Here is a 16,822-nt window from a genome sequence, read left to right as displayed (position 1 = left end):
ATTTGAGGGATATCTCCAAAATTACGAACAACACTTTTTTGATGAACTGCTTTTTTCAAGTTTTCTATTTTATTACCTTCCATTAATTTTGCGAATTGCTTCATTTCTGAATCCAGGTTAGGAATGAAATTGCTATTAAGTTTGAAATATACATTGTCTATAAAAAAACCGAGAATATACTGTCTTTGCAGTTTTTCCTCGGTTTGCTCTCTTTTAAACATTTACAATTTTCAATGAAAATATCCATGCCCTTTATGTAATACATCTATTATATATCGCGCGACTTCTCCAACACCCTATATAAGAGAAGAATCTCTTCTGGGTTGCCATGTAAGCCCCAGGAAATACAATCCTTTAATTGGTGTTACTTATTTAGAAAACTACACTGTTCATTAACCCTAAATACATGGAAATCATACATAAAATGCTCATACTAAAGGCTATAAAAGGTGAGAACTTTTTCACCGTCGCAATCCAAGCAAAGCATAAGAAACAGATGGATAGTCCAAAAAAGAGTATGCCTAACATGTTTAAATCCATGGAAGCATCGATGGGTAAAGAAATGGATTCGGAGTAAACTGTACTAAATAATCTCGCCATTCCATTACTGGCAGCTACTGAGTCAATGTCATGTGGTGCTTCTTGTTGTGCAAGGACAGCTGTCGCCGAGAAAATTAATAGTAGAGTAAAACTCTCCGCTTTAACCCAATTACGTGGATTAATAGTTGAGTCCTTTTGAATTTTTCGCTTCATCCAAATTCCGTTGATAATTGCAAAAAAGATAATGGGAATAAGTATTAAGTGCTTAATAAGCAAAGATTGTCCATATGGGAGAATCCAAGTATCTGCATAATTGTTCAAATCAATAACTAAAGTCATCAGAAAGTACCCTGACGCAGCTACTACCAATAAGCAGCTTATGGCTACGGGCGTAAACCATTTTAAAAATGTTAACCAGTTTGCAGAATTCACCGAAAACCAACTGACTACTATTAATATGCCGACCCAAATTGTTACCGTTAGGAAATGGATGCAATGCGCTACAAATCCACTCCACTCGTTTAGAGAGGCTGAATGACTCGCCCATCCCAACGCTAAGAGAAGAACAAAGGTGAAGGACAATGATATGACCGTGTGAATTTTTTTAGTGAAAATCGAGAAGATGGAGACATACAGATAAAATGCAATTGATACAAACAGCGTAAATGACCATGCTTGCCCGACTTCAAAGGTGGAAATTACATTTTGTATGGTTATCCATAACCCAATGTCCTCGTAAAGAAAGAGTACGAGTCGTATTACCGGAAAGAGGGATAGGATCACTATTCCTAAAATAGAAATCTGAATCCATCGTTTACGAATGGCAATTTCCGGTTTTCTACTACCGGGTATAAGTGACAAGATGAGTGAACCCGTTATGAGCGAAAAACATAAATATAATAGCGTCTCAGATAAATAAATCAAAATCATTTACTGTCTTCCTTTCTCAACAACCAAAAAGTTGTGACAATTGCTATCAATACCAATAACAAAGCCGCGCTAATCATTATGTTATTTGAGTCTTTCGCCTCTTTAACTACTTTTTGATCATTAACGTCACTAGGGGGAGAAATAATCTCTTCAGGGCTCTGTTGATTGGGAACTTCAGAATCTGTTTCCTTCGGGAGCTCCACTCTAAATGAGAAGGTATTTTCAATTGGGTGCCCATCTGCCCCGATTATTTTCCAGTTAACAGTGAACTCTCCTTCTTCTAAAGGTTCCGAAAACCTACCGATCATTTCATTCTGTTTTATTAAGAGTTCTTCAATAGGTACCTCTACCCCATCTTCATTGATTACTTTAAGAATACTTGTATTCTCAACTGTTGTGTTGAACAGTAAGGTTATGCTTGATAATTCTTCTTTTACGACCTCTCCATTTGCAGGGGTAGAACTTGAAAGTCCAGAATGTCCAAAAGCAGAAGGACTAAATGTAAAAAGAAATAATAATGTTAAGATGATTAATTTTTTCAACTCTAAATCCTCCTAATATCTCTTTCCATGATTGTAACAAGAATAATTTCATATTCAAACAAACATTTGAATATCATTATTGACAATTTACTGTCCCTTGCATACACTAGCAGTAACAATCAAACAGATATTTGAATGAGGTGGGTAAAATGACTAAATTAGTGAAAACAAGTCCAAAAGATATATGTGAAACGACTTGTTTTGATACAGATGTAATAAAGCGAGTTAAACCTAGAATTGAAGAAATCAACAATGTCGAGTTAATATTTAAAGCACTTTCTGATGCAACAAGATTAAAAATCACGTATGCATTGACTATTGAAAAAGAACTGTGTGTTTGCGACGTGGCAAATATTATTGGAACTTCGACAGCTACTGCCTCTCATCATTTACGCTATTTACGTGATATGGGGTTAGCTAAATATCGAAAAGAAGGAAAACTCGTTTTTTATTCAGTTGTCGACAATCACGTCCTACAGTTGGTTCGTATTGCACTTGATCATTCGAAAGAAGGTTGGAACAAATGAGTGAAGACAAAAATGTATACAGATTGCAGGGACTATCTTGTACAAATTGTGCTGCCAAGTTTGAAAAGAACATACGGGATATCGAAACGGTTAACGATGTACAGTTAAACTTTGGTGCCTCAAAACTGACTGTTCTCGGGAATGCTTCGATAGAAGAATTAGAAAAAGCAGGTGCATTTGATGGTATTAAAGTAGTTCCGGCAAACCAGAAAGTACAAGAGAAAAGAGAGTCGTTCTGGAAAAAAAGAGAGAATCAAACGACGTTTATTTCTGCGTTACTCCTTCTTTTGGGATACATATCTTCAGTAATATATGATGAAGAGAGTAATCAAACCATCTTTATTTTCGGATTATCAATCTTAATAGGTGGCTACAACCTCATTAAAGTAGGATTGGTCAATTTAACAAAACTTCAATTTGATATGAAAACATTGATGACCATTGCCGTGATTGGTGCTGCTATTATCGGTGAATGGGGAGAAGCAGCTGTCGTCGTCTTTCTCTTTGCGATAAGTGAGGCATTGGAAAGTTATTCGATGGATAAAGCACGACAATCTATTCGCACTCTAATGGATATTGCACCAAATACTGCGATTATCAAACGCGGAAAGAACGAGTTCGACGTGGCAGTTGAAGACATTCAAATTGGCGATGTCATGATTCTGAAGCCTGGTCAAAAAATTGCAATGGATGGAGAGGTCATTCTTGGCCAATCATCCATTAATCAAGCATCTATTACGGGAGAATCTGTTCCGGTTCACAAAATGATCGGAGACGAAGTATTTGCAGGTACATTGAATGAAGAAGGTTCATTAGAGGTTCGTGTAACAAAACGTGTAGAAGATACTACAATTGCCAAGATTATTCATTTGGTCGAAGAAGCTCAGGCTGAAAAAGCGCCTTCTCAACAATTTGTTGATAAGTTTGCTAAATATTACACACCAGCCATTATGTTGATTTCATTATTAGTTGCTGTGTTCCCTCCCCTATTCCTCGGAGGAGATTGGAGTGAGTGGATTTATCGTGGTTTGGCAGTCTTGGTGGTTGGATGCCCGTGTGCTTTAGTAGTATCAACTCCAGTTGCCATTGTAACTGCCATTGGAAACGCCGCAAGAAATGGAGTATTAATTAAAGGCGGTATCCATTTAGAAGAAGCTGGTCGCTTGAAGGTTGTTGCATTCGATAAAACTGGAACTCTGACTAAAGGAACACCTGAAGTAACGTCCGTTGTTTCCCTATCAGAAATGAACATTTCGGAAATTTTGCATCTTTCAGCATCCATCGAAAAGTTTTCTCAACACCCACTTGCATCAGCCATCTTGAAAGAAGCTGAAAAACAAAAAATCGAATTGGTACCGGTTGTGGATTTCCAATCGATCACAGGAAAAGGTGCCAAAGCGACGATTGATGATCAGGTTATCTATATTGGAAGTCCAAATTTATTTAGAGAAACTCATTCTATATTAAGCACAATTGAAGTCCAAGTTAAATCTCTTCAAATGGACGGGAAGACGGTCATGTTACTGGGCACTGAATATGAAATCAAAGGACTCATTGCAGTAGCTGATCAAGTGAGAGAAAACAGCCTAAATGTCATCAAAAAACTTCACAAATTGGGTATTCAAAAGACCATTATGTTAACGGGCGATAATCAGGCAACAGGCAGTGCTATCGGTAAGCAACTGGAATTAACTGATGTCAGAGCTGAATTGATGCCACAAGACAAATTAAGTGTGATTAAATCACTCAGAGAAGAGCATGGTAAAGTTGCTATGGTTGGAGATGGAGTAAATGACGCGCCTGCTTTAGCAAGTGCAACTGTTGGAATTGCAATGGGAGGTGCTGGAACCGATACGGCGCTTGAAACAGCTGATATCGCTTTAATGGCCGATGATTTAGAGAAACTCCCATATACCATTGCATTAAGCAGAAAAACGTTGAACATCATCTACCAAAATGTTGCATTTGCCTTTGGGTTAAAAGTATTGGCCCTCGTGTTAATTATTCCGGGTTGGTTAACGTTATGGATGGCAATTTTTGCAGATATGGGTGCAACGTTAATTGTAGTACTCAATTCATTAAGATTGATCCGAACAAAATATTAAAATATTTGAGAAGATAAAAAGAGCCATTACCAATACCTTTTACTCAGGGGTTACTGATAATGGCTCTATTACATTATGCTGCAATAAATAATTTTTTCTTTAATTTAGTATGGCGAAAAGTATTAAGATTACATGTAAAGTAAAATCGACTTAACCAAAAGCGATAAACTCACAGCCAACAGAATCCTTTCTGAGGGCTTTTCTTGTTTACTGGGTGAAATATGAAAGGGTAATTAGACTTTTAGTGAAAAGTGTGTTCTTACGTAACTAATTTATCTAACATTTTTTGTTGTCGTTTAATCACAAATTTAGACAATGTGATACTGCTTTCATATAACAGGAGTAAAGGAATAATCACAAGAATATCTGACAAGAAATCTGGTGGTGTAATCAATACGGAAGTAACAATCAACACGAAATAAGCATACTTTCTTATTTTTTGTAAAACATACGGATTAATTATTCCTAAACTTGTTAAAAACATTATCACAACTGGCAGTTCAAATAGAAACCCAAAAGGTAAAGTCATATTCAACAAAAACCGGAAATATTTTTCTGTTGTGAAAAATGTAGTAAACATGTCATTGGACAATGACATTAAAAAACTCATCACTAGAGGAAATAAAATAAAGTACCCAAAACTGATTCCGATTATAAATAGAATAAATAGTGCCGGTACATACGCAAGCGACACTTTACGCTCCTTCTCTGTCAAACCTGGACTAATATATCGCCAAACTTGATGTGCAGCAACAGGCATAGTAGCAGCTAACGCGACAACACTTGAAATCATTAAATAAACCATCAATATATCGCTTGGACCCAATAAAGCTAGCTTAAATGGCAAGTCTTTGACCAGCAAGTGATAAATATCCTGAACGTAAATGAAGGCCAGCACAAAAAACAGTAGAAAAATTCCTAGAGTAATCATAATTGCCTTGCGTAATTCTTCTAAATGTTGAACAACATTCATGCTTTGACCTTTCATCTACAATCCTCCTTAAACGTACTTCATTATCTAAAATTTACTCTTTATTTACTTTATCTTGGGGAGTTGCGCTTTTTTCTTCTGATAAAAGATCCTTAGTTGAATTCTTGAACTCTCTTAATGTGGAACCGAAAGCTTTTCCGATTTCAGGCAATTTAGATGGTCCGAAAATGATAAGAGCAATAACCAATACCAAAATCAATCCTGGAATTCCTATATTTTGCATCATAATATCCTCCTATTAATTGTTATGTTTTGAATAGCTGTGTCTAAACCTGGTAAAGGTTTCTCAAAGATAATCATTCACTTCAATATTCTTTCCGAGCATTTTTAAGCCATGATTTATTTTAGCAATGGTTGAAAATCTAGGTAAATAGTTTTGGTTGTTACATAATTTTTTAATGGTTGCATAACCGATGTTTGATGCTTTTTCTAACGAATAAATATTTATATCTTCTTGTTTATCGAGCCAAGTACCAAAATTACTCCTGTTATTATTAAGGTCCTTTTGCAACGTCTTCACCTCAGAAAAATTTAATATTTAACTAAGAAGGCTGTAAGATACATGATTAGCAGACCGATTGTAAAACCACTGAAGTTTAACCAAGAAACAGTAGGTTCCAAATGTTTCTTATGATCGTTAATTAACATTTTAGTGATGACATAAATTACTTGTAAGATAGCACCTGCACCAATCCCTAAGAACAATGCGCCGAGAATCGGAGAGAAAATGAATCCACCAACCCAGGTACCAATAATTGCTGGAGCACCTGCTATTACGCCTAATAATATAAAGTCTCTTATCCTAGGTTTAATCTTCAACAAGGGAGCTGCTATTCCTATACCTTCAGTAATGTTATGAAGAGTAAAGCCAATGACTAAGAATGTGCCTAGTGCAGCTTCGCCAAGAGAAAACGAAGTACCGATAGCCAGCCCTTCTCCAAAGTTATGGAGCCCGATTCCGACAGCCATTAATAAAGAGATATTAAAAGGAGAAGAAGCTTTCAATGCTTGTTTTTTCTGTTGATACTGGTCAAATCCAATTAATAATAAGAAAGTAAGAACTGCACCTAGCATTACCACCATAGTACCTTGCATGACTGCAGGCGCTTCAGCACCAATTTCAATGCCATCAGCCAATGTACCAATAAATAAGAAGAGAAGTAACCCAACGGTAAGAGCAAGAATAGCGTTAATCCATTTTCGTGAGAAGCGTTTCATGAATGGATACCACAATAAACCTAATGTAATGGGTACAATACCAACATAAAACCCTATAAACCCGTAATTAAGAAAATTGCTCCAGCTTCTTTCTGGAGTGAGTGTCGCAGCTGCAATTTCACCTTCTGTAATAATTCCATTTTCAGTAATTATCTTAATTACATGTGGATCGCCTTGCACCCAAGGGTAATTAATCGTAATTTTCCCTTCTTCAAATCGTTTTAATGTTTCTGATGGAGAGACACCAAAATTCCATATCGAATCATTCACTATTACTTGAGATATCGTCAGGGGCTCTGGCCCAGTATTACTGATTGATATTTCAAACCCACTGTATGTTGTGTTAATTCGTTCAATATTTAGTACTTCGATTGGGGCGGCAGGGTCTTTTTCAATACCAGCACCATTGATCATCACCCATGCAACTACTGCCACAAGTAACAATAGGGGTACTAATCCCGATATAATCCATTTAACTTTCATCTATTAACCCTCCTTTACTCTACTTCGAAAAATCCCATCCAGCCTAACTCAGCGAACTCACTTACATGAGCATGAAACATATATTTCCCTTTATACGGAAAACGCACTTCCAGAATCCCTCGCTCACCCTGACATTGCATAATTGTATCTGTAAATTGTGATGGGTTATCATTTCGACCTGTTGGATAATACGTAAAGTAATTAGCATGCAAGTGGAAAGAATTTAATAAGTCGAATTCAGTTAAATTACTTAAGTATATTCGGACAAGTTGATCTTTCTTGATTTTAATCGGATGGTTCATAAATGCATTCGCATATCCATTCACCGTATAAAATTCGTTTTCACCGTCTAAATCCAAATCAAATCCATTCATGACCATGTTCAATTCTAAAGCCGGTTCTCTTGGCTTTTTGGGGTCGATAATAAAATTGCCGTACAGTCCTTTATGAATATGTCTGGCTAACGGTAATACATGACAGTGGTAAATCTGTAATCCGTATGGTTTTGCTTCAAATTCATACGTGAATGTCTCTCCGGGATAAATAGACTCCAATCCATCCATTTCTGGTGGGTGAATTCCATGAAAATGAATCGAGTGAGGATGACTGCCTTTATTAATAAAGTTGAAACGTAAAAGATCACCCTCTGTACAACGAAATGTCGGTCCAGGAATCGTTCCGTTATATGTCCAACCAGGAAATTTAATCCCTTTTGCAATTTCTATTTCTTTATCAATAGCTTCAACTTCATAAACACGTAACGTTTGCCCATTTGGTAGCACACTCACTGTGCCATAATCAAACGTTGTAAGTGCTTTTTCAGCCATCTTATAGCCTTCGCTTTTTGAAACATCCGTCATTGTATTACTGTGATTCATGTTGCCGTGCTTATTACCACTGTGTGTAGCTGCTTTAATGACGGGATTTAATCCAGTCATTGTACTTAACAAATAACTGCCTGCTACCCCAATGACCCCGGCAGATCCCAACTTTAAGATGTCGCGTCTAGAAACGTTGTTTTCTTCGCTCATTGTTTGACCCTCCTCAAAAAAGTTTCCCTTAGGAAAGTTTATTGTTATTACACATACTTTATTCCTGAAGTAATCTTTTTGTCAATGACTATTTTTTTTATTAAATAAAAAAATGTTTTATGATTGCAAGGTTGTTATTTTGTTATATTCTTGAGCAGAAGAAAAAGCACCCAACCCGAGTCGCATAAAAATGAAAAAGCACTGCAATTTGAATTGCAGTGCTAATTGTTTTTATTTGATTAACGTTTTAATATGTTAGTTCTTCTTTTGTACATCAATACAGAACACGTTACCCTTTTTGGGGGACCTTTTTTTGTCTATTTAAGACATATTTTTCGCGTAAAAGATTTCATCCATTTCTTTTTTCAGTTTCTTTGTAATCTCAATCTTTTCTTCTTCAGATAACTCATCTTCCTTGTACCCGAATAAGTAATTGTWAAGGTCAAATTTCTTCAGTTTACATTTTGTATGGAAAATGTTTTCCTGATAGACATTCACATCGATCATTTGGAAAACGTCCTGAACGCTTTTAGGAATGAAATTTTGAATGGAATTAATGTCATGGTCTATGAAGAGTTTATGACCTTTCACGTCTCTCGTAAAGCCACGCACACGGTAATCCATGACCATTACGTCTGTTTCAAAAGAGTGAATCAAATAGTTCAGAGCTTTTAATGGAGAAATCTCTCCACATGTTGAAATATCGATATCTGCACGGAATGTACTGATTCCTTCGTCAGGATGGTACTCAGGATATGTGTGAACCGTTATATGACTTTTGTCCAAATGACCTACAACTGTATCAGGAAATGGCCCAGGAGATTGCTTGAATGATTCCAATGGCGATTCATCGACGGGTCCTTCAGAAACAAGAATCGTCACACTCGCACCTTGAGGCTCATAATCTTGTTGGGCAATATTTAAAATGGTTGCCTCAATCATATCTGACACGTTGGTCAAGATGTTCGTAAGACGCTCTGCATTATATTGTTCGTCAATATAGTTGATATAAGCCTCGCGCTCTTCCTTAGTTCTTGTGTAGCAAATATCGTACATGTTAAAACTTAATGTTTTGGTTAGATTGTTAAAACCATGTAATTTAATTCTTTCATTTGGCGTTAAACTCATATTATGTAATCCCCTTCTCAACTAAATTTTAGACAAATTTTGCACAGTAATTAAAAATTATTATGTGAAAAAAGCCATATTTTTCACATGCTATATTTTTCCCGAATTCATTATTGTGAAACATACAGTCAATTATATCACTTTTTACAAAACGGCAAATTCAATCATTTTATATTCTTTAAGTCACAGCTTGATTGTATAGAACACGTGAAAAACTTTTCCATTTACTCAAGTGTAAGATTTTTAATAAGACACAACATATGAACAAAGAGGTGATTGTATGGTGAAACTTATTCATATGTTAGTGATATTCTATTTTTTATTTCCTACTATATCGAATGCGGCACCAACTGATTCTACAGTTAAAGTCGCCTACATTAAGGATGGCTTTTTGTGGATAAACGATAAAGGTTTAGACAAAAAAGTGACAGATCAAAAATCAAATTATCCCTATCCCCCACAATGGTCTTTTGATGGTAAAATGCTTCTTTATCAAAAAGAAGTACAGGCTACCATTAATGAAAGTCAAGGTACAGAAAATGAATTGTGGGTCTATGATTTACAAACCAAAAAGCACCGTAAAATTTTTTATGATGGACACGATCCAAAATGGTCGCCAACCGAAAATATTGTGGCTTTTCAAAGTGGCGGTGTTTTAAACATATCTGACTTAACCAGTTTCTATAATATCGCTCTAGGAGTAGACGATTATGAATGGCAGCCGAATGGAAAGGGCTTTATCGCATCTTCAAGTGCTTCCTTGCGGCCAGATGGATGGACACATCTAATCCTCTACACCATTTCATTAAAGGGTGGTTATCAAAACATCAGCGACTTAACCAAACATGTGAAAAAATTTTTAGTGATTCCAAAAGAACTTAAGAAAGATGATGTGAAAATCTCTTCAATCAATGCCCAATCGTTTGATTATTCACCAAATAACAAATGGATATCTTTTATTGTGTCACCAACTGCTTCCTTGGCTATGGACAGTGATATGCTTTGTGTAATTTCTGCAGAAGGGAAAGAATTTACCGTACTCGACGAGGTAATCCTCGAGTTCCAGCCGAAGTGGTCGTTTAAGGACAGTTTACTCGGTTATATCGCAGGCGGAGGACGAATCGTATTTGGTTTCAAAGATAAAGATTTAAAAGTAACTGAACTCCCTGCATACTATACTTTGACCCTTACTCCAAAAAACTATGCAGACATGGGATTTACATGGGTCAACGACCGTTCTCTTATCGTATCCAGAGTAAAAGAAACTGACTGGTCAAATGACCCTAAAAAACGCCCCAAACCAACATTATATTTTGTAACTCTGGACAGTCAGAAACAAATTCAAATAACAATGCCTTCTAAAGATCAAGGAGATTATAACCCACAATTCCTGCCCTCGATAAACAAAATCACTTGGGTAAGACAAATCGATATCGCTTCTACCAAAGGGGATTTGTGGGTAGCCGAACCGAATGGGGAAAATGCACAAATATGGATCCAAGATATCGGACCGTACTCCTTTTATCCTCCAGAATGATGGTTAGCTTAACAAAGTGAAAGCCAACTCTGGAAACATAAAAAAACCATCCACTCGGATGGTTTTTTTAATTATTTTATTAATATAGATTCCTTTACTTGATTCAATCTTGCTACTTTTTCTTCTATTACATGAAGTCGTCTATGAATGCGATAAAAAACAGGTACGATTAATAACCACCACATAAATTCACTCCCTTCCTATAAATCTAAAAGTATCAATCCATCCCGCCACCAGTATAGTTGTTGTTATCACCCATCCGGTAATTCGAATCATCCCCTGGCTTTGCATGTGGGTGTGTTAATCGAAGTGGATAATTATTGATTTTCTTTCTTTTCCAGTCAATGTAAACGCCAATGCCGAAAAGCAAACCGAATATAACTCCAAAAAACCAACCCGATGTAATCCCTTCCCTTCATTTCCAGTTGCAGAAGATCTACACTATTCTTCAAATACAATCTCCTGATCAATGAGATCTACGTTTTCTTCTTCTTTTAGGAATGAAGTTAATTTTTCAACAGTACGACTATCCAGTTGAAAGATCACATTATTGTCCGGATGTAATTGTTGTAAGTATCCTTCTCATCAGTAGTAATCCATAGATGATATTTTTTCACTCGATTATCATTCATATGCATGTTAAAAGCGAGCAATGGTTCAGTGACAATTACATTTTGTTTCTCCATTTTTGTTGCATTGTCTATGGCTTGGATAAAAGTTTCCATACTGTCTTCGTCTTTACTAAAAATCTCCGTGTCTTCTTTTTCATCCCAGTCATTGAGATTAATTTGTTCTCCACTTCCCCTGTACTTACACAAGCAGTGAGTAAGTACACCATGAAAATAAGAAATAGAAACAATTTCTTTTTTATATTCATCAATTTTTCCCTTAATCAACAATATATGCAATATTAATCCCGCAATACCCAACATTATTTTGTTTATGTTTACAATGAACTTAGAACTTGGCTGAGAAGACATCCAATCAAACAAATTTAGGATTAATTTTGACTATTCCCATGTTTGCTCTGTTTTTTTTACTGGGGATAACTCGCGGATTTGAGGAATGGCTTTTACATCGGGAAGAAAAGGCTTACTATTATGAATGGTTAGGTTCAATTTTGATTTTAGTAACATTTTTAATTATCTTAATAGGACAACAAGCATAATCTAAGACCTACTATGTGTATTTTATATAAAACACAGTAAGAAAAGAACAGTAATCAAATTTTTTTATGCTGAATGAATTGACATGAATCAGAAAAAACAAACACTGGAGCAAGACCCCAGTGTTTGTAAAATCCAAGTCTAAACCTTCGTATCAAGCCTCATCACATAAAACCCGCTCCATGCAAAAACGATTGATGCCAGATAAAAGATACTGCCAATCGTCAGAAAATCGACTAAATAGCCTGTTCCAATCACAGCTACGGCAGCCCCGATAGATGTCCAAACATGATAACGACCGATTTCCTTCCCAGCCGTTTCTTTTTGAACGGTGCGTGCCAGAATCGTTTTTTCAGAGTTTTTTTGGACGGCACCTAGTAAACCCATGATTATTTGAAGTACGTAGATATGCCAGATTTCAAAAGCTAATGGGAACACCAGCAAAATCAATGCCATCCCCCATGAATAAACCATTAAAAGAATTTTGTCTCCTGCTTTGTCAGCGAATATCCCGATTACAGGATAACTTAGCGCAGCAGTTAATGCGAAAAGCCCGTAAGCCCATCCGAACTGGACGTAGCTGTTCCCCACATTTTTCAGCAGCAATATATAAAATGGAAAAATCATGCTTGCTGCCATTCCAACTGTACCTTGATAAAGTATAAATTTTCTTGCATTCATTTGTGATACTCCTCATAGAAAAGATTCATGAAGCGCTCTTCTGGATCGTATTTTTCTTTCATCTCGAAGAATTCATTCGTTCTCGGATATGCTTTTTCTAGCTGTTTCCTGGTCGGATAGTGATAATAAGGCAAATAATAGCTCCCATCATGATCCAGCGTTACATCAATCATTTTTCTGATGATTTGACCTGTGGATTCTATACTCTCTTCACTCTTGCCTTGATTAATAAGAATCACGAGTGCAAACATGTCATCTTTTGTGTAAGACATGACAGATTCTTCGTTTTGTCCCACGTAGCGCACTGTGATATTCAATAAGTTTATCTCTTTTTCATCTTTCAGCAATTTTCTCAAATCATCGATATACGCAGAATACTGATCAATCGGAACAAAATATTCCTGTAGCACTTCTGTGTTTGTAGCACTATCATAATCCATAAAAGTTGTCTCAGACCGCATAACATTATTTCTGGACATATATGAATGCTCCAACCGATCATTATATCCTTCTTGGATATTCCAGAACGTATTTTTACCCCAGCCACTCAGACGTGAAAGACCAAGGAAAAATTTAGGGATGGCAATGATACTTTCCCGTTTCAACGAAGTGTAATCTTCTAAATTTGATTGATCGGAAGCAGTAGAAAAATCAGTTACATACATATCCGTTAAAAAGCTATCTGGTGCTACTGAGATTCTAGCAAGATGCATTTTCACATCATCATTTTGCAAAACATTTTTTGTGAAATACGATGTGTATTCATCGTAAGAAATTGATTCTGTATGTACTTGATAAAGTTCATCTTCTGTCAATTCCAAGGTCACATCCAAAATAACTCCGAAAAGCCCGTAGCCACCGATTACTAGCTTAAACAACTCTGTATTTTCATTCCGGCTCACATTGATTATTTGTCCTTCAGCATTAAGTAAACGAAATGATTCTATCGTTTCAATCAGCGTATGATGGCGGATATCACGGCCATGTACATTCACGCTCATTGAACCCCCAACAGTGAAAATGTTTTGCGATTGACTGACTTTTAAAGCTAGACCGTACGGATTTATGTAAGATTGAATATCAGCCCATGTAACGCCACTTTGTACTGTAATGAGCTTATTTTTTTCATCCAGGTTGAGAATTTTATTATATTGCTTCATGTCGAGCATGATCCCCCCTGGATAAAGGGTTTGACCACCTTGACTGTGTTGCATACCTGCTATCGATATCTTCTCGTCCTTCAGATCCGCGTTACGAACAATACTTTGGATTTCATCTTCACTATCGGTTGATTTCACGGACTTCATTTTGACAGGTAACAGACGTCCTCTGTCTTCTTGTGTCAGATTGGCTTGTTGAGACTGATACATGGTAAAGGAAGAAGCCAATACTACCGCATATATTACGATTGCTAAATAACGAATTTTGATCATTCTTAACCTCCAAAGCTCTATAAAAAGAAATAGGCTGCCTAAGCAACCATGATAGCGAACTATACATTTATCTCTATTTTCCTCTTCCTGACAACATATTGAAAGCTATTTCTTACCCATCAATTGAAAAATTCCAACCAACTTGGATAATCATACTGCCCATTCGAAATTTGAAAGAATTTCCCCATGAATCCTAAGTGAACTACTCCATGTTCATAAGGCAATGCTTGCACCGAATAAGTGGAAAATAGATAAAAGGTTTATTCTTTCTAATTCTATATCTTCTGGAATCTTAATACCGGTCGTTTCTTCACTGAGTTCTTGGTATTCTTGATTACTTGGATTGGATATGAAAGAAATGACTAGTAGAGACAATACAAGTAGAAAGGCTATGCGTTTCATTCTTGTCATTCTCTTTGACTCCCATCTCAACCATTCAATCTCATGGCATAAATGCGTTTGACGAACTCTTCCTTATGATTCGTGTATTCCAGAATGCCACTATTGCTCTCTTTTACATATTCCAATTTGAGTTGCTCATATTCTTTTCTAGTTGCTTCGTGCGAGTTTAAATAATCTCTGAAGAAAATTAAGTTATTCCATTGTTCTTTCTTATATTCAACCAAATGGATAAAATGCGTTTTTATATCATATGTGTCATCTGTAAATTTCGCAAAAACCACTTCTGATGGTCGTTCCACACCTAATCTTAAAAAGCCTGCTTTTTTAAGACCTTCTGAAAATGATTTATCGATTTGTTTTATTTCATCAAGACCAACGACAATATCCACTATTGGTTTTGCCATTAGCCCTTTAATGGCTGTACTGCCGATATGTTCAATCCTGCTACTTTCAAGCTTGGTGTGATTTTGTATTTCCTGTTTTGTCTTAAGAAATTCCGTATCCCATTCGTTTGAATGAGGTGCTAATATGACCTCATCTTTTTTCAATCCCAGTTTCAAATCCAGACTCCCCCTCTTTTCTCATGATTACCCATGTGTTATGGAGCTTGGATTCTATCCGTTGTATTTAATAAATATTCTTTCAGAATCTGAGTCTGTTCCTGCTCCAAGTTTCCCAAACCTTCACTTTCGTTCTGACTAATGATTGTCGCCGTCTCATCGGCATTGAACCAAATGCTGTAGTAATCCAAACGTTCTGGTAGATTCTTATCAGTTTCCCGAAACAGTGTTACTTTAACGTCTTCCTCACGAGACATAGATGGCATCGTATTCGGGTCCCACTTAATTTCTTTGAACGCTTGATCAATATCAGTCAAACTTTGTTCATCAATAATCATCCAGGTTCCTTCAGTATTTTCCTCAGAGTTGACGATCTCATAATAGACTCTGGTTAATGTAGGCGAACCTTCATTACTACAGCCAACAACACAAGACAAAATGAATGACAAAACGAAAAATCCTATTAGACTCTTCTTTATAATCATCTCTCCTTTAATTGCATTGTAAATAACGGATTTACTATAAATAAGTTCCAATGATCGGTTAACAGCGTCTGCAAAATCAATCATGGGTGTACGATGTGGTTCCTTGTTCGATTTACTCTCATTTTCCAACTCATGATTCCCCTTCTGTCAATCAAGACTGAGCCATTCGTCCACAAATCCACTCGTATCCTCATCAATGTTTTGCAAAATGATTTCCCCACACGGAAAAATTTTGTTTATTCTAAATATAACAAAACAGATAGATGATATCATAGTTTTTTTGCATTTTATGGGAATTCATGAGCCGATACGATTAAGTTTTAGCTCATTTGATTTTTCATATATTATAAAATTATTGAAGTACCAGAGGAGAATAAAGAATGAATTCTACGAAAAGTGTCATTGAAAAATTAGGCATACATAAATACTCCACCAAATTAATCTTAAATAAGCCAGAAACAGTCCTTGATTTTGATGATTTACACTATGATACGACCATAAAGGATACTCGCTACCAGTTCGTATTTATCTTCACTTTCACACTGGAAGATTTCACACAACAACTGAACACAATCATTGATAAGAATCTGATAGAAGACAATGGCTATCTGTATTTTGCATATCCCAAAAAGAACAATCCGACCTATAAAGAATTTATTGAACGTGATCGATTGTATGAAGATTTATCAGTTGATGAAGATGGTTATGTTCGAAACAGTCAGCTGAAATTTTCCCGCATGGTCAGTCTGAATGAAACCTTTACAATTGTGGGATTGAAATCGTTGCCTAAGAAACCTAAAAAAACAGACAGCACAAAAAATAGCCAATGCGTCGATGACTATATTGAGTATGTCGAACATATCAAAGAATATTTGAGTCGCAATGAAGATTCTCTGGAAGCTTATAATAAATTGACTTTCGGCTATCAAAAAGATTGGGCACGATATGTGTATAGTGCGAAGAAAATTGAAACTCAGGAAAAACGCTTACTTGAAATGCAAACCATTCTAGGGGAAGGATACAAATCCATGGATTTGTATCGAAAAAAGAAAAAGTAAATGGT

At 36.2% G+C, this 16,822-nt stretch carries 20 protein-coding genes and 1 pseudogene; 5 read left to right on the top strand and 16 right to left on the bottom strand.

Annotated elements, in window-relative coordinates:
• Positions 1-296 precede the first annotated feature (296 nt).
• The 3 genes and pseudogenes from AC1DSK_RS06975 to AC1DSK_RS06965 form a co-directional block, all read right to left on the bottom strand.
• Positions 297-368 (bottom strand): annotated as a pseudogene (locus tag AC1DSK_RS06975) (oxidoreductase); the annotation flags it as partial.
• Between the two features lie 4 nt (positions 369-372).
• On the bottom strand, positions 373-1,470 hold the full coding sequence (locus tag AC1DSK_RS06970; protein WP_477547286.1) for a copper resistance D family protein: 1,098 nt from the start codon (positions 1,468-1,470) through the stop codon (positions 373-375).
• Positions 1,467-2,012: a copper resistance CopC family protein gene (locus AC1DSK_RS06965; protein ID WP_477547285.1), complete on the bottom strand. Its 546-nt coding sequence runs from the start codon at positions 2,010-2,012 to the stop codon at positions 1,467-1,469. The genes AC1DSK_RS06970 and AC1DSK_RS06965 overlap by 4 nt, the downstream gene beginning before the upstream one ends.
• Before the next feature lie 149 nt (positions 2,013-2,161).
• Here AC1DSK_RS06965 and AC1DSK_RS06960 point away from each other — a divergent pair, with 149 nt between their 5' ends.
• Together AC1DSK_RS06960 and AC1DSK_RS06955 are read left to right on the top strand one after the other, a co-directional pair.
• Entirely contained in the window at positions 2,162-2,539 is a 378-nt protein-coding gene (locus AC1DSK_RS06960) for an ArsR/SmtB family transcription factor (protein WP_016427019.1), read from the top strand.
• Complete coding sequence (locus AC1DSK_RS06955; protein ID WP_477547284.1) at positions 2,536-4,644, top strand: heavy metal translocating P-type ATPase; 2,109 nt, start codon at positions 2,536-2,538, stop codon at positions 4,642-4,644. The genes AC1DSK_RS06960 and AC1DSK_RS06955 overlap by 4 nt, the downstream gene beginning before the upstream one ends.
• Positions 4,645-4,903: 259 nt before the next feature.
• Here the strand turns inward: AC1DSK_RS06955 and tatC are convergent, their stop codons facing one another.
• The 6 genes from tatC to speD all read right to left on the bottom strand — a co-directional run bounded on the left by tatC (position 4,904) and on the right by speD (position 9,495).
• Complete coding sequence (gene tatC / locus AC1DSK_RS06950; protein ID WP_477533224.1) at positions 4,904-5,632, bottom strand: twin-arginine translocase subunit TatC; 729 nt, start codon at positions 5,630-5,632, stop codon at positions 4,904-4,906.
• A gap of 37 nt (positions 5,633-5,669) precedes the next feature.
• Positions 5,670-5,861: a twin-arginine translocase TatA/TatE family subunit gene (locus AC1DSK_RS06945; protein WP_477547283.1), complete on the bottom strand. Its 192-nt coding sequence runs from the start codon at positions 5,859-5,861 to the stop codon at positions 5,670-5,672.
• Positions 5,862-5,921: 60 nt separating this feature from the next.
• Complete coding sequence (locus AC1DSK_RS06940; protein WP_477547282.1) at positions 5,922-6,155, bottom strand: helix-turn-helix domain-containing protein; 234 nt, start codon at positions 6,153-6,155, stop codon at positions 5,922-5,924.
• 11 nt (positions 6,156-6,166) lie between these two features.
• Entirely contained in the window at positions 6,167-7,336 is a 1,170-nt protein-coding gene (locus tag AC1DSK_RS06935) for a ZIP family metal transporter (protein WP_477547281.1), read from the bottom strand.
• Positions 7,337-7,350: 14 nt separating this feature from the next.
• Entirely contained in the window at positions 7,351-8,367 is a 1,017-nt protein-coding gene (locus AC1DSK_RS06930; protein ID WP_477547280.1) for a multicopper oxidase domain-containing protein, read from the bottom strand.
• Positions 8,368-8,688: 321 nt separating this feature from the next.
• Positions 8,689-9,495 (bottom strand): adenosylmethionine decarboxylase, encoded by an 807-nt coding sequence (gene speD / locus AC1DSK_RS06925; protein ID WP_477598128.1) that lies wholly within the window; start codon positions 9,493-9,495, stop codon positions 8,689-8,691.
• Between the two features lie 280 nt (positions 9,496-9,775).
• Between speD and AC1DSK_RS06920 the strand changes: the two genes are divergently transcribed.
• A complete protein-coding gene (locus tag AC1DSK_RS06920) occupies positions 9,776-11,032 on the top strand; it encodes a TolB family protein (protein ID WP_477547279.1) in 1,257 nt (418 codons plus the stop codon).
• Between the two features lie 217 nt (positions 11,033-11,249).
• On the opposite strand, the gene AC1DSK_RS06915 is transcribed toward AC1DSK_RS06920, so the two are convergent.
• Complete coding sequence (locus tag AC1DSK_RS06915; RefSeq protein ID WP_477547278.1) at positions 11,250-11,402, bottom strand: hypothetical protein; 153 nt, start codon at positions 11,400-11,402, stop codon at positions 11,250-11,252.
• Between the two features lie 172 nt (positions 11,403-11,574).
• Positions 11,575-11,940 carry a YhfM domain-containing protein gene (locus AC1DSK_RS06910; protein WP_477598126.1) on the bottom strand — a complete coding sequence of 122 codons (366 nt, stop codon included), beginning with the start codon at positions 11,938-11,940 and terminating at the stop codon, positions 11,575-11,577.
• Positions 11,941-11,996: 56 nt separating this feature from the next.
• Here AC1DSK_RS06910 and AC1DSK_RS06905 point away from each other — a divergent pair, with 56 nt between their 5' ends.
• The gene (locus AC1DSK_RS06905; protein WP_477547276.1) at positions 11,997-12,200 is read left to right on the top strand and encodes a DUF4181 domain-containing protein; all 204 of its coding nucleotides are present in this window, start codon (positions 11,997-11,999) and stop codon (positions 12,198-12,200) included.
• A 139-nt stretch (positions 12,201-12,339) separates the two neighbouring features.
• On the opposite strand, the gene AC1DSK_RS06900 is transcribed toward AC1DSK_RS06905, so the two are convergent.
• From AC1DSK_RS06900 to AC1DSK_RS06880, 5 genes are all read right to left on the bottom strand, one after another.
• Entirely contained in the window at positions 12,340-12,879 is a 540-nt protein-coding gene (locus tag AC1DSK_RS06900; protein ID WP_477547275.1) for an MFS transporter, read from the bottom strand.
• Positions 12,876-14,312: an FAD-binding protein gene (locus AC1DSK_RS06895; protein WP_477547274.1), complete on the bottom strand. Its 1,437-nt coding sequence runs from the start codon at positions 14,310-14,312 to the stop codon at positions 12,876-12,878. Before AC1DSK_RS06895 ends, AC1DSK_RS06900 begins: the two co-directional genes overlap by 4 nt.
• Before the next feature lie 213 nt (positions 14,313-14,525).
• Positions 14,526-14,723 carry a hypothetical protein gene (locus AC1DSK_RS06890; RefSeq protein ID WP_477547273.1) on the bottom strand — a complete coding sequence of 66 codons (198 nt, stop codon included), beginning with the start codon at positions 14,721-14,723 and terminating at the stop codon, positions 14,526-14,528.
• Positions 14,724-14,740: 17 nt separating this feature from the next.
• Complete coding sequence (locus AC1DSK_RS06885; protein WP_477598124.1) at positions 14,741-15,274, bottom strand: GrpB family protein; 534 nt, start codon at positions 15,272-15,274, stop codon at positions 14,741-14,743.
• 38 nt (positions 15,275-15,312) lie between these two features.
• Positions 15,313-15,888, bottom strand: a complete 576-nt coding sequence (locus AC1DSK_RS06880; protein WP_477547271.1) for a hypothetical protein — start codon at positions 15,886-15,888, stop codon at positions 15,313-15,315.
• 251 nt (positions 15,889-16,139) lie between these two features.
• Here AC1DSK_RS06880 and AC1DSK_RS06875 point away from each other — a divergent pair, with 251 nt between their 5' ends.
• A complete protein-coding gene (locus AC1DSK_RS06875; protein WP_477547270.1) occupies positions 16,140-16,817 on the top strand; it encodes a YdeI/OmpD-associated family protein in 678 nt (225 codons plus the stop codon).
• Positions 16,818-16,822: the final 5 nt, after the last annotated feature.

It is taken from the genome of Paenisporosarcina sp. P4_B8 (assembly GCF_056402175.1).
The sequence above is the reverse complement of the archived record's forward strand: the minus strand, read 5'-3'. Positions and strand labels throughout refer to the sequence as shown.